The sequence below is a fragment of the Robiginitalea myxolifaciens genome (assembly GCF_900115205.1).
Lineage (GTDB): Bacteria > Bacteroidota > Bacteroidia > Flavobacteriales > Flavobacteriaceae > Robiginitalea > Robiginitalea myxolifaciens.
Genome location: NZ_FOYQ01000001.1, coordinates 1788358 through 1806321 on the forward strand (window position 1 = coordinate 1788358; position 17964 = coordinate 1806321).

19 protein-coding genes are annotated in these 17964 nt (G+C 50.7%); 9 read left to right on the plus strand and 10 right to left on the minus strand.

Annotation, left to right across the window (positions count from 1 at the left end; genetic code table 11):
• The first annotated feature begins 76 nt into the window (after positions 1–76).
• Positions 77–1441, plus strand: coding sequence for an alanine/glycine:cation symporter family protein (locus BM318_RS07865; protein WP_092981954.1), 1365 nt, complete (start codon positions 77–79; stop codon positions 1439–1441).
• A complete protein-coding gene (gene era, locus BM318_RS07870; protein ID WP_245759769.1) occupies positions 1441–2379 on the plus strand; it encodes a GTPase Era in 939 nt (312 codons plus the stop codon). The genes BM318_RS07865 and era overlap by 1 nt, the downstream gene beginning before the upstream one ends.
• On the opposite strand, the gene BM318_RS07875 is transcribed toward era, so the two are convergent.
• On the minus strand, positions 2351–2881 hold the full coding sequence (locus BM318_RS07875) for a GTP-binding protein (RefSeq protein ID WP_092981955.1): 531 nt from the start codon (positions 2879–2881) through the stop codon (positions 2351–2353). The genes era and BM318_RS07875 overlap by 29 nt on opposite strands.
• An 81-nt stretch (positions 2882–2962) precedes the next feature.
• Between BM318_RS07875 and der the strand changes: the two genes are divergently transcribed.
• On the plus strand, positions 2963–4264 hold the full coding sequence (der, locus tag BM318_RS07880) for a ribosome biogenesis GTPase Der (RefSeq protein WP_092981956.1): 1302 nt from the start codon (positions 2963–2965) through the stop codon (positions 4262–4264).
• A 47-nt stretch (positions 4265–4311) separates the two neighbouring features.
• On the opposite strand, the gene BM318_RS07885 is transcribed toward der, so the two are convergent.
• From BM318_RS07885 to BM318_RS07910, 6 genes are all read right to left on the minus strand, one after another.
• Complete coding sequence (locus tag BM318_RS07885) at positions 4312–4776, minus strand: hypothetical protein (RefSeq protein ID WP_092981957.1); 465 nt, start codon at positions 4774–4776, stop codon at positions 4312–4314.
• 46 nt (positions 4777–4822) lie between these two features.
• Positions 4823–5593 (minus strand): TPM domain-containing protein, encoded by a 771-nt coding sequence (locus BM318_RS07890; protein WP_245759770.1) that lies wholly within the window; start codon positions 5591–5593, stop codon positions 4823–4825.
• A gap of 109 nt (positions 5594–5702) precedes the next feature.
• The gene (locus BM318_RS07895; RefSeq protein WP_092981959.1) at positions 5703–6140 is read right to left on the minus strand and encodes a TPM domain-containing protein; all 438 of its coding nucleotides are present in this window, start codon (positions 6138–6140) and stop codon (positions 5703–5705) included.
• 3 nt (positions 6141–6143) lie between these two features.
• On the minus strand, positions 6144–6743 hold the full coding sequence (locus BM318_RS07900) for a LemA family protein (protein ID WP_092981960.1): 600 nt from the start codon (positions 6741–6743) through the stop codon (positions 6144–6146).
• Positions 6744–6810: 67 nt separating this feature from the next.
• Positions 6811–7140, minus strand: a complete 330-nt coding sequence (locus BM318_RS07905) for a MerR family transcriptional regulator (protein ID WP_092981961.1) — start codon at positions 7138–7140, stop codon at positions 6811–6813.
• Positions 7140–8117 (minus strand): M23 family metallopeptidase, encoded by a 978-nt coding sequence (locus tag BM318_RS07910; protein WP_092981962.1) that lies wholly within the window; start codon positions 8115–8117, stop codon positions 7140–7142. Before BM318_RS07910 ends, BM318_RS07905 begins: the two co-directional genes overlap by 1 nt.
• 93 nt (positions 8118–8210) lie before the next feature.
• Between BM318_RS07910 and alaS the strand changes: the two genes are divergently transcribed.
• The 3 genes from alaS to BM318_RS07925 all read left to right on the plus strand — a co-directional run bounded on the left by alaS (position 8211) and on the right by BM318_RS07925 (position 13251).
• Positions 8211–10823, plus strand: a complete 2613-nt coding sequence (gene alaS / locus BM318_RS07915) for an alanine--tRNA ligase (RefSeq protein WP_092981963.1) — start codon at positions 8211–8213, stop codon at positions 10821–10823.
• A 57-nt stretch (positions 10824–10880) separates the two neighbouring features.
• Positions 10881–11498, plus strand: a complete 618-nt coding sequence (locus BM318_RS07920; RefSeq protein ID WP_092981964.1) for a DUF4230 domain-containing protein — start codon at positions 10881–10883, stop codon at positions 11496–11498.
• A gap of 64 nt (positions 11499–11562) precedes the next feature.
• Positions 11563–13251 carry a M1 family aminopeptidase gene (locus tag BM318_RS07925; RefSeq protein ID WP_092981965.1) on the plus strand — a complete coding sequence of 563 codons (1689 nt, stop codon included), beginning with the start codon at positions 11563–11565 and terminating at the stop codon, positions 13249–13251.
• On the opposite strand, the gene BM318_RS07930 is transcribed toward BM318_RS07925, so the two are convergent.
• The 3 genes from BM318_RS07930 to BM318_RS14420 form a co-directional block, all read right to left on the minus strand.
• On the minus strand, positions 13241–15013 hold the full coding sequence (locus BM318_RS07930) for an aromatic amino acid hydroxylase (protein WP_092981966.1): 1773 nt from the start codon (positions 15011–15013) through the stop codon (positions 13241–13243). The two genes, BM318_RS07925 and BM318_RS07930, sit on opposite strands and share 11 nt — an antisense overlap.
• Positions 15014–15048: 35 nt before the next feature.
• Positions 15049–15612 carry a DUF4136 domain-containing protein gene (locus BM318_RS07935; protein ID WP_092981967.1) on the minus strand — a complete coding sequence of 188 codons (564 nt, stop codon included), beginning with the start codon at positions 15610–15612 and terminating at the stop codon, positions 15049–15051.
• 71 nt (positions 15613–15683) lie between these two features.
• Complete coding sequence (locus BM318_RS14420; protein ID WP_177218274.1) at positions 15684–15857, minus strand: C1orf53 family protein; 174 nt, start codon at positions 15855–15857, stop codon at positions 15684–15686.
• Positions 15858–15932: 75 nt separating this feature from the next.
• Here BM318_RS14420 and BM318_RS07940 point away from each other — a divergent pair, with 75 nt between their 5' ends.
• From BM318_RS07940 to BM318_RS07950, 3 genes are read left to right on the plus strand one after another with little or no spacing between them, the layout of a single operon-like run.
• Complete coding sequence (locus BM318_RS07940) at positions 15933–16277, plus strand: hypothetical protein (RefSeq protein WP_092981968.1); 345 nt, start codon at positions 15933–15935, stop codon at positions 16275–16277.
• Entirely contained in the window at positions 16258–17160 is a 903-nt protein-coding gene (locus tag BM318_RS07945; protein WP_092981969.1) for a 1-aminocyclopropane-1-carboxylate deaminase/D-cysteine desulfhydrase, read from the plus strand. The genes BM318_RS07940 and BM318_RS07945 overlap by 20 nt, the downstream gene beginning before the upstream one ends.
• On the plus strand, positions 17157–17963 hold the full coding sequence (locus BM318_RS07950) for a glucosaminidase domain-containing protein (RefSeq protein WP_092981970.1): 807 nt from the start codon (positions 17157–17159) through the stop codon (positions 17961–17963). Before BM318_RS07945 ends, BM318_RS07950 begins: the two co-directional genes overlap by 4 nt.
• The last annotated feature ends 1 nt before the right edge of the window (position 17964 follow it).

Consider the following 17964-nt stretch of genomic DNA (forward strand, 5'->3'; position numbering starts at 1 on the left):
ACGATTCCAAGGACAAAATCCGATCCGAGGTTCGTTATAAAATCTTTACCTTCGGCGCAGACCAGTCTGCTGATTCATGGAAGCAATCAATGATTTTTTAGTGGCCGCTAACGGGTATGCCGAATGGCCGATGTTTATTTTGCTTATCGGAGGAGGTTTGTTCCTGGTCTTTTATTCCGGCTTGCTCCCGTATCGGTTTTTTCGCCATGCCATTGCGATAACTGCCGGAAAGTACGACGATCAGAAGGCCGAAGGCGAGGTAAGCTCATTTCAAGCCCTGTCGGCTGCGGTTGCTGCCACGGTTGGTCTCGGGAACATCAGTGGGGTAGCCATTGCCATTCACGACGGGGGACCCGGGGTGGTCTTCTGGATCTGGATGACGGCCTTGATCGGCATGTGTATTAAGTATTATTCCTGTAGCCTTTCGATCATGTATCGGGGGGTAGATTCCGAGGGGAAGCGCCAGGGCGGCCCCATGTTTTATATTACCCAGGGACTAGGGCCCAAAGCGAAGCCGCTAGCGATATTCTTTAGTATTTGCGGGCTTTTCGGATTTCTGGGGGTCTTTACGGCCAACCAGTTTACAGAAACCTTTATGAGCGTGGTGGAACCCACCGAAACCCTGATCGAGACCAGCACCTTTAACTGGCAACTCGGCATCGGGATTGGCCTGGCCATCATTACTTCTTTTGTGATCTTTGGCGGCCTCAAAAAAATTGCCCGGGTGGCCTCGGCCATTGTGCCCTTTATGGTCCTGCTTTACCTGATTGCCGTTCTGGTTGTGATGGGAATGAATGCCGGAGAGGTCTGGCCCGCCCTGAAAATGATCGTTTCTGAAGCCTGGAATTTTAAGACAATTGTAACCGGAGGGTTCTGGGGGTTGGTTATTATCGGGGTTAAGCGCGCTATGTTTTCCAACGAGGCCGGTCTGGGAAGTGCACCCATGTATCACGGGCAAAGCCGGAACGACGAACCCATTCGCGAGGGGCTGGTAGCCATGCTCGGCCCGTTTATCGATACCATCCTGGTGTGTACGTTTACCGCAGTAGTCATTATCCTCAGCGGGGCATATTTGGAGGAAGGCAGCGGAATTGTTATGACCCTGAGCGCCTTTAGAACCACCTTATTCGGTTTCGGGGACGACTTGCTCATGCTCATTGTGACCGCCTTTGCGCTTTCCACTCTATTTACTTATTCCTATTACGGAGTAAAGAGCCTTAGTTTCCTGACCAATGCGCGCATCGGCAAATTGTACAATGTCTATTTTGTGTTGATGATTGTCTTTGCCGCCGTGGCATCCCTGGAGTTGGTAAAGAATCTGATTGACTTGAGCTACGCGCTTATGGTTATTCCGAATATGATTGCCGTTCTCCTGCTGGCACCTCGGGTGAATAAGGCGGCCAAGGAGTATTTGAAGAAATTGAAAGCGGAAAAGGCCTGATGATGGAAGACAAGGACAACAAATCGAAGGCTGGAATGGGTCAATCCAATTCCACACCGCACAAATCCGGCTTTGTTAACATTATCGGGAATCCCAATGTGGGAAAATCGACCCTGATGAATGCCCTGGTTGGGGAGCGCTTATCTATTATCACTTCCAAAGCCCAGACTACCCGGCACCGTATCCTGGGTATCGTTAACGGGGAAGACTTTCAGGTGGTACTCTCCGATACCCCGGGAATCATAAAACCGGCCTATGAGTTGCAGGAATCCATGATGGATTTTGTCCGCAGTGCTATGGACGACGCGGATGTGTTGATTTACATGGTGGAAATCGGAGAACAAGCCCTGAAAGATGCCGCTTTCTTTGAGAAGATTAAAAACTCCGATATCCCGGTGCTGCTGCTGTTGAATAAGATCGATAAGAGTAGCCAGGAGGAATTGGAAGCGCAGGTAGCCTACTGGACTGCGCAATTGCCCAAAGCGGAGATCGTACCCATTTCGGCTCTGGAAGGCTTCGGGATAGAAAACGTTTTCAAACGCTTATTGGAGCTTTTACCGGAAGCACCGCCGTTTTTCCCCAAGGATCAGCTTACCGACCGGCCGGAACGGTTTTTTGTCTCCGAGATCATTCGGGAAAAAATCCTCCAGAACTACAAAAAGGAGATCCCTTATGCTGTTGAGATCGAAACGGAATCCTTTAAGGAGGAAGAAGCGCTCATCCGCATCAATGCGGTCATCATGGTTGAGCGGGAAACCCAGAAAGGGATTATCATTGGCCATAAGGGCAGTGCCTTAAAGCGGGTGGGGGTAGAGGCCCGGAAGGATTTGGAGACTTTCTTCGCCAAGCAGGTACATCTGGAGCTCTTCGTAAAGGTGAATAAAAACTGGCGCAGTAATCCCAGGCAACTCAGGCGCTTCGGGTATTCACAGCAGTAAAGCTCGATATACGACTCTTATACAGCTCATATAAGGCGTTCATCTGCGGCTTTCCCTTTGCTTTTCCGGCCCTTCCCAGAAAATAGAAGACAATCCATAACACCACCATCAGCACCATTATACCTACCTGTATCCCGTAAGGGCGTCCGAGGGAAGCGGCACTGTAGGCCCAAATGCCGAAGATCACAAAGAGGGTGGCGATCCCGAAATGCAGGAACATAAAGAAAGTCCATAGGGTAGGATTGGGCCCAAAGAGCCCGGAAATCCGCGTGGTTCCCGGCTTGCCCCCAAATTCTTCCTCGTCCAGGAGTTCGAGGTGTAATTGGGGAGACCAGAGGTGGGTCTCTTCTTTAAGGAAACGCACAAAGACATGGTTGTCTGAGCGTTTGATCTCGAAGGGAGGCTCCGTTTGGGCACATAGTTGTTCCAGAACCCGCGCTACCGGAGCTCCCAGAACCGTTTCGAAACGGGGTCGCAATACGATTTCGTTGGATAGCGACATGCCAAGAGATTTACAATCAAGGTAAAAGGAATTCCCTGGATTTCAAACCAGAAACGTACCTTTGTCGCTTAAAATCAGGTCATGGCCGGAATTGTTGCCGTTGTCGGACGTCCCAATGTTGGGAAATCCACCTTTTTTAACCGTATGATCCAGCGCCGCGAAGCTATCGTGGATGCGGTGAGCGGGGTTACGCGCGATCGCCATTACGGTAAATCGGATTGGGCCGGGAAGGAGTTCTCGCTGATCGATACCGGGGGCTACGTGGTCGGGAGTGATGATGTCTTTGAAAAAGAGATCGACAAGCAGGTAGAACTCGCCATTGCCGAGGCCGACGCCATTCTTTTTATGGTCGATGTTGAGGCCGGGATTACCGGGATGGACGAAGATGTTGCCCGACTCCTTCGTAAGGTGGAAAAGCCCATATTTCTGGTAGTCAATAAGGTAGATAATGCTGCGCGCCTTGAGGATGCTGTAGAGTTTTATAACCTAGGTCTGGGAGACTACTATCCCCTTTCCAGCATCAATGGAAGCGGAACCGGGGAGCTTTTGGATGCCCTGGTCAAAGTACTGCCCGACGAGGAAATCCCGGAGGAAAACCTGCCGCGGTTTGCAGTAGTCGGCCGTCCCAACGCTGGAAAATCATCTTTTATCAATGCACTAATCGGGGAAGACCGCTATATCGTTACGGATATTGCCGGGACCACCCGGGACAGTATCGACACCCGCTACAATCGCTTTGGTTTCGAGTTCAACCTGGTCGATACGGCCGGGATTCGACGGAAATCCAAGGTCAAGGAGGATCTGGAATTCTATTCGGTGATGCGATCGGTACGGGCAATCGAGCATTCGGATGTTTGCTTGCTCCTTCTGGATGCCACCCGTGGATTCGACGGGCAGGTACAGAACATTTTCTGGCTCGCTGAGCGAAATAACAAGGGGATCGTGATCCTTGTCAATAAATGGGATAAGGTGGAAAAGGAAACCGCCTCTGTGAAAGAATACACCCAGAAAATCAAGGAGGTGATTGCGCCGTTTACCGATGTGCCTATCCTCTTTATTTCGGCTACCAACAAGCAAAGGATATACAAGGCGATAGAAACAGCCGTGGAAGTCTACAATAACCGCAGCCGGCGTATTCCGACCCGCAAGCTCAACGACCTGATGCTTCCCATTATCGAAAACCGGCCCCCGCCGGCGACCAAGGGAAAGTACGTGAAGATCAAGTTTATTACCCAATTACCCACGCCATATCCGCAGTTTGCCTTCTTCTGTAACCTGCCGCAATATGTAAAGGATCCCTACAAGCGCTTTTTGGAGAACCAACTCCGGAAGCACTTCGATTTTACCGGGGTACCCATGAGCATTTTTATGCGGAAGAAGTAAGGGGAATTTTCCGCAAATGCAACGGGATAAGTTATCTGTTCTGATTGTTAATCCAGGGTCAGGGTAAAGTAGCCCGCATTGGACGAGACCGGCACTTGTTGAGACTGCAGCTGTTCTACGGTAAGGGCTCCCCCGCAACATTCCCCCGTTGTTTCTCCAAAAACCGTGGAGAAATCAATACTCCGATCCCCGGGCAGGCTTAAGCTGAAAGTGCCATTTCCCGGTTGCCAACTGCTATCACTAATTTCCAGTAAGGCTTCTGTATTGCCCTGTAATCCCCGCGAAAGAAAAATGGTGACCTCCGTGCCAACATCCCCGGATATACTGAAGTCTGCTTCGGTATAGGTGGGATCGGCAAGTAAGTTGGTGCCATTTTCAATGAGCTCCAGACGAATAGGGCTGTCGCCTACGCAGAGAACTGTCGAGCAATCTATCGTGGTTTCGCTACAGCCTTGTAGGACCGCTGCGATAGTGATCAAAATTGTAAATAAGCGTTTGAAAGGGATAGCCATACTCCAAAGATACGCCGCTGCTGCGTTGGTTGCTTGTAAGTTGCTACTACCAGCCTCCAGAGGCGCCACCGCCGCCGAAGCCACCGCCGCCGAAGCCGCCGCTGAAACCACCGCCGCCGAAGCTTCCGCCACCGCCGAAACCACCAGACGAACCGGACCGTCCCATGTTACTCAGGATAATCACATCCCAGATGTCAAGCCCCCTGCGACGCCTTCCCCCTGAGCCACCCCGGCCTCCGCGATTGCGTCGGGATGCGAGGATTATTACGATGATAATGAAGATAAGTATCGGGAAAAACGCACCGATGGGTGGCCCACCCGAACCTTGCGGGCCTTCTCCCTGGAACTCCCCATTCAGGGCTCGAAAAACGGCATCGGTACCCTTATCCAGTCCGGTATAGTAATCCCCGCGCTTAAATTCCGGGATGATCACCTGGTCAATGATACTTTTAGAGCGGGCATCGGTTAGGAATTCCTCCACCCCATACCCGGTATTGATGGCGATCCGCCGATCGTCACGAGCCAGTAGGATCAGCACCCCGTTGTCTTCCCGTTCCTGCCCAATTTTCCACTCGTGCCCCCAACGCGCGCCCAGGTATTGGATGTCTTCCCCCTGGGTAGAGGGAATGATGGCAATCACGATTTGTGTGGAAGTTGAGTCGCTGTAGCGGATCAGTTTTTGCTCCAACGCGCTGGCCTGTCCTTCAGAAAGGAGCCCGTAATAATCGTACAGGCTGGTCTGCTTTCCTTTTGGAGGCACTTCGGGAATGTCGTACTGGGCCTGTACAATTGAGGTTACCAGCAGCGCCAGGGTCAATACTATTACCGGTAGCAGCCTGCGGGGTGTTCTCCTCAGAAATTTAGGAGGTGTCTCCCACAGTCTACACCGCGATTTTTGATAAACCGCAGTGACGCTTGCCCCGCAATTAACCTTTGGATACCGCATCGCTCAATTCATTAGTGTCGTCGGGTCGGAATGGAAAATGGGCTTTTAGCTCCAGCCCGGCCGACTCGATGCCCGCGAGGATTCCCGCTTTGAAATTGCCTTTGCGAAATTCCTCCTGAATGCGGTCCCGGGTCGTATCCCAAAACCCTTCGGGCACGACCTTGTCGATACCTGCATCCCCGATGATTGCAAAATGGTGGTCATGGACGGCAATGTAAAGCAAGACCCCATTACGTTCCCGGGTGTTTTCCATCTTGAGTCGGTAAAAAACATCCCAAGCCCTACGGATGGGTTCCCCACGATCGGTGTATTCGAGATGCACACGGATTTCCCCTGAAGTCAGGGTTTCGGCACGCCGTATGGCTTCTACGATTTCCTGCTCTTCTTCGGGACTTAAAAAGGCCTCGACTTCGGACATGGTCTAGTCGAAATTAAATTCGACATCCACGGGTTGTTCTGCGCCTTCCACAGATTCAAAGAGGGTCATGGCGTCAAAACCTGCAATGCCGGCAACGATATTGGCCGGTATCTTATCGATATAGATGTTGTAATCCCCGGCAATTTCGTTAAACCGGTTGCGCTCTACATTGATGCGGTTTTCCGTGCCTTCGAGCTGGGTTTGCAATTGCACAAAATTTTGATTGGCTTTGAGTTCGGGATAGCGCTCCACGGTAACCAGTAATCGGGAAAGTGCGGAACTCAGACCCGCCTGGGCTTGCTCAAAAGCGGCAATTTTTTCAGGAGTCAGGTTATCCAGGTCCAGATTAACAGAGGAGGCTTTGGAACGGGCTTCGATAACGTCGGTCAGGGTCCCGCGCTCAAAATCGGCGGCTCCCTGTACGGTTTTAACCAGATTTCCAATCAGGTCATTACGGCGCTGATAGGAGCTTTCCACGTTCGCCCACTGCTTGGTGGCTTCTCCTTTCATCTCGACCATGGTGTTGTTGGTGCGTATGTAGTATCCGACCAGGATAAAGGCCAGGATTCCAAGCACGACCAGTGCAATAAGTCCTTTTTTCATAGTGTTTAAAATTATGGTTAGCGAAATATTAGTAGTACAAAAAGGGGGAATGTTACAGGGGTTCCTGTCAGAGTTGATCCTTGATTTTGTTCAACTCGGCTTTAACGCGTTCGAGCTTCCGGATAATCTCGTAAGTATCCAAAGCTTTCTGGCGGTTTTCCTTCAGATGGGTCTTGGCTCCTTCCAGGGTAAATCCGCGTTCTTTGACCAGATGGTAAATGAGTTCCAGGTTGCGAATGTCTTTAGGTGTGAACTTCCGGTTCCCCTTGGCGTTCTTTTTGGGTTGGAGCACATCGAACTCCTTCTCCCAAAAACGAATCAATGAAGTATTGACATCGAAGGCCCGGGCCACTTCTCCGATGGCATAGTACCTTTTTTCTGGGAGGTTTACCTGCATTAATCCAAACTTTGGTTCTCCTGGTTTGCCGTCTTGAGCATGTTGGTAAACTCTTCGGCAGAAAGGCTACCGTAATAGAAGTTGATCGGGTTAATCTTGTCTCCGTCTTTCCAGACTTCGTAGTGCAGGTGAGGGGCTTCGCTTCGTCCGGTACTACCGACAAAGCCGATCAGGTCCCCGCGTTTTACTTTCTGCCCCTTCTTTACATTGTATTTGCTGAGGTGGGCATATATGGTCATGTAGCCATATCCGTGCTGAATGCGAATGTGTTTTCCGAAGCCTGAGGCGTAATTGTCGGCCCGGGTTACTTCCCCATCTCCGGTAGCGTAGATCGGGGTTCCCCTTGGGGCGGTGAAGTCCATTCCCCAGTGCATTTTACGCGCCTTGGTAAAGGGGTCGGAACGCCAGCCGTATCCGGAAGCCATGCGTGTCAGCTCCTCATTGGAAACGGGCTGGATGGCTGGGATAGATGCCAGCAGTTTTTCTTTTTCAGCAGCGAGTTTGGTGATCTCATCCAGGGAACGACTTTGGATAACCATTTGTTTCTGGATTACCTCCATTCGCTGGGTGGTAGCGATGATCATGTCGGAATTGTTGAAGCCTTCCAGCGACTTGTAGCGGTTAACTCCTCCAAAACCTGCCCGACGTTGCTCTTCGGGGATGGGATTTGCTTCGAAATAGAGGCGGTAAATATTGTTGTCCCGGTCTTCGATGTTGGTGAGGACCTCTTCCATCTGATCCATCTTGCGATTGAGGAGTTCAAAACGCAGTTCGTAGTTGTTGAGCTCCCGTTGCAGGGCCAACTCCTGCGGGGTATTGAACAGGTCTGTGTTTAAAAGCAGTAACAGGCCAAGGGAGCCGGCAATAACGGAACCCACGATAAAGAGGAAAGCATTTCGGTATTTCCTCGATTTTTTCGGTTCGATTTTCCGGTAGGATAAGGTATCGGGATCGTAATAATATTTGACCTTATTCATGACGGTAAATTATCCTATTTTTGTGGCGCAATACGCAAATATAAAAATTGTTCCGCACAAAAAGCGGAATATAAGGTTAGTCCCGCTTAAACTATGAATTCCAGGGAGATACGTTCAAAGTTTTTAACTTTTTTTAAAGAAAAGGAACATAAAATCGTCCCTTCCGCCCCGCTGGTGATGAAGGACGACCCAACACTGCTATTTGTCAATGCCGGGATGAATCCTTTCAAGGAATTCTTTCTCGGGATTGCCCGGGCCGAACATCCCAGGGTTGCCGATACTCAGAAATGCCTGCGCGTGAGCGGCAAGCACAACGACCTGGAAGAGGTTGGCCGCGATACCTACCACCATACCCTTTTCGAGATGCTCGGAAACTGGAGTTTCGGGGATTATTTCAAGGCGGAAACCATTGCCTGGGCCTGGGAGTTCCTTACCGAAGTCTGTGGTATTTCAAAGGACCAGCTCTACGTTACCGTTTTTGAAGGTAGCGAGGATGAGGACAAGCTGGAGATGGATCAGGAGGCTTACGATCACTGGAAAAAGATTTTACCCGAGAGCCGGATCCTGATGGGCTCCAAAAAAGACAACTTCTGGGAGATGGGCGACCAGGGTCCTTGCGGGCCGTGTTCGGAAATCCATGTAGACATTCGCCCGGAAGCCGAGCGCAAAGCCAACCCGGGTGCGGAGCTGGTCAATAGGGACCACCCCCAGGTCGTAGAGATCTGGAACCTGGTATTTATGCAGTACAACCGCAAAGCCGATGGTTCCCTGGAACCGCTGCCGGAAAAACACATCGATACCGGGATGGGATTTGAACGCCTGTGTATGGTGCTGCAGGGGGTAAGCTCCAGCTATGATTCTGATTTATTCGTTCCCATTATTCGGGAAATAGAGACCATTAGTGGCGTTTCTTACGGCAAAGCCGAGGACACCGATATCGCCATCCGGGTCATTGCAGATCACATTCGCGCAGTGTCCTTTGCGATAGCCGATGGGCAACTGCCCGGGAATACCGGAGCGGGATATGTGATCCGCCGCATTTTGCGCCGGGCCATTCGCTATGGATTCAGTTTCCTGGGGATGCATTCCCCTTTCATGTTTAAGCTGGTCGATGTTTTGACCCGCATTATGGGCGAGGCGTTCCCCGAATTAAAAGCACAACGGCAATTAATAGTAAACGTGATCCGGGAAGAGGAGAACTCATTTTTGAAAACCCTTGAACAGGGATTGAGCCTCCTGGACCAGACCCTTAAAGGAACCCAGGGCAAAACCCTGGACGGGGAAAAGGCATTCGAGCTTTACGACACCTTCGGTTTCCCCATTGACCTGACGTCTCTGATCTTGAGGGAACGAGGATATAGCCTGGATCAGGCCGGTTTTGAAAAATCCATGCAAGCGCAAAAAGACCGCTCCAAGGCTGCCTCGGAAATTAACCGGGACGATTGGGTGCAGGTGCATCAGGGAGAGGGCTCCCAGTTCCTGGGGTATGATACCCTGGAGGCCGAGGCTCGCCTGATTAAGTATCGCAAGGTCGAGAGTGCAAAGGATGGAGAGCGTTACCAGCTGGTATTTGACAACACGCCTTTTTACCCGGAAGGGGGAGGTCAGGTTGGAGATAAAGGGTATCTGGAGGCCAGCAACGGGAATGTCACCTATATCCTGGATACCGTTAAAGAAAACAACGAAATCCTCCACATCACTAAAAATCTGCCTAAGGATACCAAAGCTGAATTCAGGGCGGTGGTAGACGAGCAGCAACGCAAGCGCACCGCTTCCAACCATACGGCTACGCATTTACTCCACCAGGCCTTGCGCAAAGTGCTGGGCACCCATGTGGAACAAAAGGGATCGGCTGTGCATTCCAACTACCTGCGTTTTGATTTTTCGCATTTTGCCAAATTGAGTGAGGAAGAGCTGGAAGAGGTGGAGGCCTTTGTCAATGCGCGGATTGCTGAAAAACTTCCCCTTGAAGAAAACAGACAGGTACCGGTAAAAGAAGCGCTGGCAGCAGGGGCGATGGCGCTGTTTGGCGAAAAATACGGGGATACGGTCAGGACTGTACGCTTTGGTAAATCCATAGAACTCTGTGGCGGCACACACGTGGCGAACACCGCAGACATCTGGCATTTCAAGATTACTTCTGAGAGTGCGATCGCTGCCGGAATCCGAAGGATAGAAGCCATAAGTTCCGACGCAGCACGGGATTTTTATCTGGAAGCCGGGACTACCCTGGAGGCATTGAAAGGAATACTGAAAGGCTCCAAGGATCCGATCAAGGCGGTTAGCCAATTGCAGGAGGAAAACGCCGGTTTACGCAAGGAACTGGAACAGTTAAAAAAGGAACGCGCCGGCAACCTGAAAGAAGACCTTCGCAGTCAAATTCAGGAGCAAGCCGGAGTTAATTTTCTCTTGAAAAAGGTAGACCTCGATGCTGCCGGGATGAAGGATATCGCCTTCCAGTTGGGAGGAGAAGTAGATAACCTCTTTTTGATCCTCGCGGCTGACCAGGGGGGTAAAGCCCTGCTTACCTGTTACATCTCCAAAGACCTGGCTGCAGACAAAGGACTCAATGCCGGACAAATTGTCCGGGAACTCGGCAAACATATCCAGGGCGGGGGAGGCGGACAACCGTTTTTTGCTACCGCCGGAGGTAAGGATCCCGGGGGAATCCCGGCTGCACTGGAGGCAGCTAAGGCCTATCTCTAGGCCGTTCGAAACATCTGAGCCCGGCCTGAGCGCGTATATAGAATAAGCAAGGACTTTATGAAGCGATTCTTAGCCGGTGTTATCATTACCCTTGGGGTAATCCTCATTTACCGTTCCTGTACGGAGGATGCCATGGAGCAGCAAACTATTCGGGAAGAATCCAGGCTCATCGAAAAGGAAATTTCCCAGGTTTCCAAACTCATTGTCACTGAGGGCCATTTTGCCGAGGTCTACTCCTATGAAGATTCCCGTGAATTATTCGGGGCCTTGCTTTCTGCGAAAAAAAAGGCCCTTGTAGTGGTGAATGCCCAGGCGAGTATTAGTTATGACCTGAAGCAACTCACCTACGAGCTCGATCCGGAAACAAAAACCCTGCGTATTGTGCGAATTCCGGAGCCGGAAATTGCCATCCGGCCTGAACTGGAATATTACGATGTAACGGCCGACTATCTGAACCCTTTCGGTGCCGAAGATTACAATGCAATCAAGGATCGCGTGAACAACTCCATAGAAGAAAAAATCCTGCGTTCCGGGCTTAAAGAGAACGCCCAAAACCGGCTGCTTACGGAACTGGCAGGCTTCTTTGCCCTAAGCCGGGAACTGGGTTGGACGGTTGTTTATGGGGACGACCTCAGTGGGGTTCTTCCTCCCCCGGAAAAATTACTTCTCGATTAAATTAATGGCCAAGTTTTGAAACAAAGCGGGTCGGAACTCGTCTACTATTACAAACTGATTTTAGATGAGACAACTAAGCATCCTGCTGCTGACCCTGCTATTCATATCCTGTTCTCAACAGGACGCCCACGTGGAATACGAGGTAGCCTCAACGACTTATGAGGGACAACCTGCCCTTGAGATTACCCTGACCACATCACCTGATCCCGACGGTACAACGGAGATTCTATACCAAAATAGCGCCTGGGGCCAGGAAGACCTCTACAATAGCCTCAAAGACCCGGTGCTGCTCTCTGCCCAGGGCGCGTTGGAAGTGAATCGCGACAGTGGTTGGATCGCTATCAAGCACGGGAATAATGACGACCCTTTGCGATTACAATACACCTTGATTCAGGATACCCCATTTTCCCGGGAAGGTCGGGATCCTACCTACCGTCCGATCATTCAACCCGAATACTTTCATGTCTTTGGTCACAACCTGTTTGCGATACCCAAACACCTGAGTGAGGATACCCAAACAGAGGCTCGCGTAGACATCGAATGGGAAGGCTGGTCCGATAAGCAGATAATTCACAATAGTTTTGGCAGCCAGGAGCGCAATCAGGCTTTACGCGGGATAACCTGGCAAGAATTCCACAGCTCCATTTTCGTCGGAGGCGATTATCGTATCCACGAAGAAGAGATCAACGGGAACCGGCTTCTGTTGGCCATACGCGGCGACTGGATTCCATTTAACGATACCGAAGTTCGCGAAGTACTGCTCAAGACGGTAACTGCACAGCGAAATTTCTGGAAAGATCACAGCCAGAATTATTTTACCGTTACCATGCGCCCCTTTTCCCTGGATCGCGGCAGTAGTTACGGAGGAACCGGCCTGACCAATTCCTTTGCAACTTCCATGTCTAATAATTCGGAAACCGACTTGTCACAATTGGTGCATCTATTCAATCATGAGTTAATGCACAACTGGATCGGACATGCCATTGAAAATGCCGATGAGGAAGCCCAATACTGGTTCAGCGAAGGATTCACAGAATACTATGCGGTAAAGAATATCGCTAAAAACGAAATTGGCGGATTCGACATCAATTACCTGCTCGATCATATCAATGAAAAGATTCGCCTGCTTAAGGCTTCTCCGATAGGGGAGGCGCCCAACTCTGAAATCAATTATGAGAATTTCTGGAGGGACAGGGAATATTCGGAATTGCCTTATCGGCGCGGATTCCTATATGCCTTTTACCTGGATTCGGAAATTAGCCGTGCCCATCAGGGGGAGAAAAGCCTTGATGATGTTATGCTTAAGATTCTGAAAAACGCTAATGAATCCGATGAAAAGATAGACAGAGTGAGCTTCCTCAAGGTACTGAAGGAATTCCTGCCGGAAAACCCGGAACCTTTCTTTGAGGCGCATATCGAACAAGGCAAATGGATCGACTTCACTGCCCATTTTGAAAAGATGGGACTCGACTTTGAAGTAGGAGCAGAACTCTTTGACCTGGGATTCCAAGCGTCTGAAGACGGGACGGAGATTATTGCTGTTTCGCCTGGGTCTGCTGCAGAACAAGCCGGGCTCAAGGCGGGAGATCAGCTGGCCTCCAGAAGTATTTATTACGGGAGAACGGATATTCCAGTGGAACTGGGTGTACGTCAGGGCAAGGCCGTCAATAAGCTATCCTTCTATGCCGTTCGCAACGCCGACATTCCTCAGCTAAGCGCGGCAGATAAAAATAGGGTACTCCTTACTCCTTAACCGGTACCCCGGTAATCAGGGCCAGCCCGTCGTCGATTAGGTGGCCTACTTCCGGGCGATTTCTTTTTACAGATTCCAGGTGTTCCAGGATCTCGGAAGCGAACTCCTGGTCTCCGCCGCTGTGGGCCAACTCGTATAGTTCCAGGGGCAGTAACCACTGCTCGGGGTATTCTTCCTGAACAACCTTAAAGACCTTGTTTCTGGAAATGGTGGTGTTCCTGCCCTCCCGGAAATCCCTGATCTGGGCATAAAGCAAATGGAGTTTTTCTTTCGCAGGGCTCATTTTAGCCTTGATGGTTTGTTCGGAAGGAACGTGGCTGGTGAGATCAAAACTCCTCAGATCGGCCGGACCGTTGAAAGCAGAGACAATCTGTTCGCCCACGGCCATATCGTAACGCCCCCATTCGGGTTTAAAGAGTACGGTATCCCCATGGGTCACGGTGCAATCCTGAAACGTAATCAAAATGATTTCCCCACGCAGATTTCGGGTACCGGTAATAATTTCTCCTTCCACAACGATACCCCCTTCAAATTCCAGACGAACGCGTTCCCCTTCATAGATTTTGTAAGCTTTCAGGTCTCGAGGACTCATATCCTCTATTGCCAGGTTAATGCCTTTAAGCTTCCCGACCGGAGAGCCAAATCCATCGGCATGCCCGGCGCTACCATGTCCGATCAATTCCTTTTCCCGGTAACTGAGGGCTGTTTTTCCGTTGGTCTGCAGGTAAACCGGCTTTCCATCATGGGCGATCACATTGCTGAATACCCCTGAAATTTGCAGCCCGGTGCTGAGTTCGACCGTTCCCAGGGCACCGGAATGAATTAGTTTCTCAAGCCCGTCCAGGCCGCCCCGACGCAGCGCCATTGTATTGGCAAATTCTTCGAGTACCTGGCTCAGGAATGCGAAATCCGGAGTCACAAAGAGCTGTGGCTGTGGTTTGGTAATGTCAAACGAGGTATGTGCAGCTTCTATAGAATACGAGATTTTCTTAACCTTATCGGTCATGCACCAACTGCTTTCCCCAATGGAGGAAAGCAAGCCTGCCCCATAAATCTTTGGATGCTCCGGGGTTCCGATCAGACCGTATTCCACGGTCCACCAGTGCAGGTTCCGGATCAGTGCCATCTCGCTGGGCTGCCCCATATTGGCCTGTAATTCTTCGATATGCTGTTCGGCTTCGAGGATATCCGATTCAGGGGTTCCCTCCGCTTCCTTGATAATCGATAGGTGTCTTACGGCTTCATAGAGTTCGTAGTCCTTGGCGCTTGAGATGGCCTTACACCCGATCTCTCCGAATCGCCTGAGGTATTCGGCATATTCCGGATTGGCGATGATCGGAGCGTGTCCGGCACCTTCGTGGATAATATCCGGGGCCGGGGTATATTCGATATGTTCCAGCTGTCGGATATCCGACGCAATAACCAAAACATTGTAGGCCTGGAATTCCATGAAGGCGGCAGGAGGAATAAACCCGTCCACGGCAACAGCCGCCCAGCCGATTTCCTTCAGGATGCGATTCATCCCGTACATGTTCGGGATGCTATCGATGGAAAGTCCGGTTTTCTCTAACCCGGGCAGGTAGGATTTGTGGGCTACCTTACTGAGATAGTCTACGTTTTTCCGCATTACATACCGCCATACTGCCTGGTTAACCGGGGTGTATTGCTCGTAGTGCTGCGGCTTGATATACTGCCTTAAGTGCAGGGGCAACCGATCCAGGATCGGGTTGCTTTCATAGCCGGAATTCAAGGTGTTTTCCATGCTACTAAGGTACGAAAAACAAGGCGTTGGCGTGCCTAGTTAGCCGCGACCACAACCGGGGGATATTCCTCCAGTATTTTAGCCACAAATTCCCGGATACGCTCCTCCTTCTTTTCGACATTGGAGGTGTTGTTCAGGCTTCCGGTTCCCTTACCCTGCCAGACTAGCTCCTGGCGATCCGCATCGATAAGGTCTATATACAGGGAGCCAACGGTTTGGGTGTTGACGGTGGCAAAGTTTCCGCCGCCCCAGAATCCAGGGCCCCAGCCCCAACCCCAGCCCCAACCCCAGCCCCAGCCGAAGTTGTTGTTGACATTGACCTGCTCCCGTTCGGTCGTGAAAATACTAATGAGTAAATCCGGATTCTCTGAGCGAACAAAGCCGCGTTGCTTCATTTCCGCATCGATAGCCCTGAGGATACGCCTTTTATCCAGGTCTGAGATTTCTGCTTTATCGATCCCGGGCTTGAAGAAAGCGTAGGAACGATATTCCGTAAAATTGGCCTGCCTGTCGTAGTCCGCGGCAACACGGATTGAGATACAACTCGTGGCAACCAATAAAATGGCAAGGGCGGGTAAGAGACGTAAAAGGGATTTCATATCGATCGTTTTTAGCAATTTTTCTTTTAAAAATAACAACAAAGACCATGCCGAACCCTACTATTTTAGGGCTATTTTGAGTCTCTTTTGATCTGCCCGGTGCCCGGATCAAATCCGTAGGGGCAATGCCGGCATCCACTTTGGCAACAATACCCGCGTTTCAGGTGATATTCTTTGGTGAATACGCGATATCCTTCAGGACTCCAATAAAAATCTTCAGGTTCCAATGGGGGGCGTTCATTCATAAGCTCAGCTAATCTGCTCCCACAAATTTACGCCGGGAAAACAATATATTTGTAGGAAACCGTTTCATAAAGAGCATGATAGTCGTATTCAGGCATCTTTTCTACCGCAATTATGTCGGGCTTAGTTTGTGGCCCTTCATTATTTTGCGGGAAGCCAAACTTCGGGAAGATGCAGTGCTCATAAATCACGAACGGATCCACCTGCGCCAGCAAGCCGAATTGCTGGTAGTCTTCTTCTATATCCTTTACGTTGGGGAATGGCTGGTGCGAACCCTGCTTTATCTCGATCCCTATCGGGCCTATCAGAATATAAGTTTTGAGCGCGAGGCTTATGGATTCGAAAAGGACATGGAATATCTGCAAAACCGAAAGCCTTACGCCTTCCTGGACTTTTTAACCCGTGACGGGCAGCCCGCATAATCCAAGAACAGATCGCCTTGTACTAAGCGCGCTGCGCGATTTTGAGATTACCCTTGATCTCAGGCGGGAGGACTTATTCTTTCCCGGATTATCGGGAAACAAATACCGAAAACTCAAATACAATCTGGCGCAAGCCCGGGAGGAGGGTGCCAGGCAACTGTTGACTTTTGGGGGAGCTTACTCCAACCACATTCACGCTACCGCAGCAGTGGGCAAGGCCTTTGGTTTTGAAACCGTAGGCCTGATCCGCGGGGAGGAACTCGCGACTCAACCCTTAAACCCGACCCTTGCTGAGGCGCAGGAAATGGGGATGCAACTGGTTTTTACTTCCAGGCAGGACTACAGCCGGAGACATGAGCCCGAGTACTTGGAAGTACTGGCTAAGGACTATCCCGATACATACATAATCCCGGAGGGAGGGACCAATGCCCTGGCCATTAAAGGATGCAGTGAGATCTTGCAACCCGGGGATGCCCACTACGATCTGGTGTGTTGCCCAGTGGGTACCGGAGGCACAATGCTGGGTTTGCGAGAAACCGGAATGCTGCCCGTTTGGGGATACGCTGCGCTCAAAGGTTTATCCGACTCAGACGCTTCCTTGACTGGGCCCGAAGCAACCTTAAGAACCGGATATCACTTTGGGGGTTATGGAAAGATTACGGAGGAATTAGCTGCTTTTATACGAACGGTGTATGAAGAAACCGGGGTGGTCCTGGATGGCGTTTATACCGGCAAGATGCTCTTTGGGATATGCGCCGACATCCGGGGAGGTGTCATTCCCCCTGGATCCGGAATACTGGCTATACATACCGGGGGTGTACAGGGAAATCGCGGACTAAACGCAGGTTTGCAAAAAAAGGGCTTAACTTTGCTACCGTTATGAGAAGAATCTGGATTCCGGTACTGTTTGCGGCGCTTATACTGAGCGGCTGCGGTGGAAAAAAACGCTCTTTTAGCGCTTCTTCCGCCCGTGGTGCAGAATCGATCCGAACGGCAGAGAACGCCAGCTCCACAGTAATCCCGGAAGACAAAGGCAAATTCGTTTTTATATCCGTCGATTCTCCCGATGAGTATATTCAAACCTTTTCCCGGATTGCTCAATCCGAAATGCGCACCTATGGTATCCCCGCAAGCATTACCCTGGCTCAGGGGCTCTTGGAGAGTGGTTTTGGTCGTGGGGAGCTCACGCGCAAGACCAATAACCATTTCGGGATAAAATGCCATACAGGTTGGGAAGGGGAATATGAAGAGCACGACGATGACGAAAGAGGAGAATGCTTCCGCAAGTACAACCACCCGATCTATTCCTTCAGGGACCACAGTATTTTCCTGAGCAGCCGATCCCGGTATGCTTCACTTTTTGAATTAAAAAAAGACGACTATAAAGGTTGGGCCCGTGGTTTAAAGGCCGCCGGTTATGCCACAGACAGGCGCTATCCTGCCAAACTCATAGAACTCGTAGAACGCTATCGTCTCGACCGTTTTGATGCGGAAGTTCTTGGGAAGCGATTCAAACCGGGGAGGGCCTACCTTACCCACAAAGTTGAGCCCGGGGACACCCTCTTCGGTCTCTCCCGGAAATACGGTTTGAGCGTGGAGGAAATCATGAAGCTGAATTCGCTCGAAGACAGTTCGATTTCTGTTGGTCAGATCCTGAGAGTACAACCTGAAAAAGCCCGAAAATAAC

Bases quoted from the DNA above. Each gene is read 5' to 3' on its own strand.
- BM318_RS07865 (WP_092981954.1), top strand. From the start codon at position 77: ATGGAAGCAATCAATGATTTTTTAGTGGCCGCTAACGGGTATGCCGAA.
- era (WP_245759769.1), top strand. From the start codon at position 1,441: ATGATGGAAGACAAGGACAACAAATCGAAGGCTGGAATGGGTCAATCC.
- BM318_RS07875 (WP_092981955.1), bottom strand. From the start codon at position 2,881: ATGTCGCTATCCAACGAAATCGTATTGCGACCCCGTTTCGAAACGGTT.
- der (WP_092981956.1), top strand. From the start codon at position 2,963: ATGGCCGGAATTGTTGCCGTTGTCGGACGTCCCAATGTTGGGAAATCC.
- BM318_RS07885 (WP_092981957.1), bottom strand. From the start codon at position 4,776: ATGGCTATCCCTTTCAAACGCTTATTTACAATTTTGATCACTATCGCA.
- BM318_RS07895 (WP_092981959.1), bottom strand. From the start codon at position 6,140: ATGTCCGAAGTCGAGGCCTTTTTAAGTCCCGAAGAAGAGCAGGAAATC.
- BM318_RS07900 (WP_092981960.1), bottom strand. From the start codon at position 6,743: ATGAAAAAAGGACTTATTGCACTGGTCGTGCTTGGAATCCTGGCCTTT.
- BM318_RS07905 (WP_092981961.1), bottom strand. From the start codon at position 7,140: ATGCAGGTAAACCTCCCAGAAAAAAGGTACTATGCCATCGGAGAAGTG.
- BM318_RS07910 (WP_092981962.1), bottom strand. From the start codon at position 8,117: ATGAATAAGGTCAAATATTATTACGATCCCGATACCTTATCCTACCGG.
- alaS (WP_092981963.1), top strand. From the start codon at position 8,211: ATGAATTCCAGGGAGATACGTTCAAAGTTTTTAACTTTTTTTAAAGAA.
- BM318_RS07920 (WP_092981964.1), top strand. From the start codon at position 10,881: ATGAAGCGATTCTTAGCCGGTGTTATCATTACCCTTGGGGTAATCCTC.
- BM318_RS07925 (WP_092981965.1), top strand. From the start codon at position 11,563: ATGAGACAACTAAGCATCCTGCTGCTGACCCTGCTATTCATATCCTGT.
- BM318_RS07930 (WP_092981966.1), bottom strand. From the start codon at position 15,013: ATGGAAAACACCTTGAATTCCGGCTATGAAAGCAACCCGATCCTGGAT.
- BM318_RS07935 (WP_092981967.1), bottom strand. From the start codon at position 15,612: ATGAAATCCCTTTTACGTCTCTTACCCGCCCTTGCCATTTTATTGGTT.
- BM318_RS14420 (WP_177218274.1), bottom strand. From the start codon at position 15,857: ATGAATGAACGCCCCCCATTGGAACCTGAAGATTTTTATTGGAGTCCT.
- BM318_RS07940 (WP_092981968.1), top strand. From the start codon at position 15,933: ATGATAGTCGTATTCAGGCATCTTTTCTACCGCAATTATGTCGGGCTT.
- BM318_RS07950 (WP_092981970.1), top strand. From the start codon at position 17,157: ATGAGAAGAATCTGGATTCCGGTACTGTTTGCGGCGCTTATACTGAGC.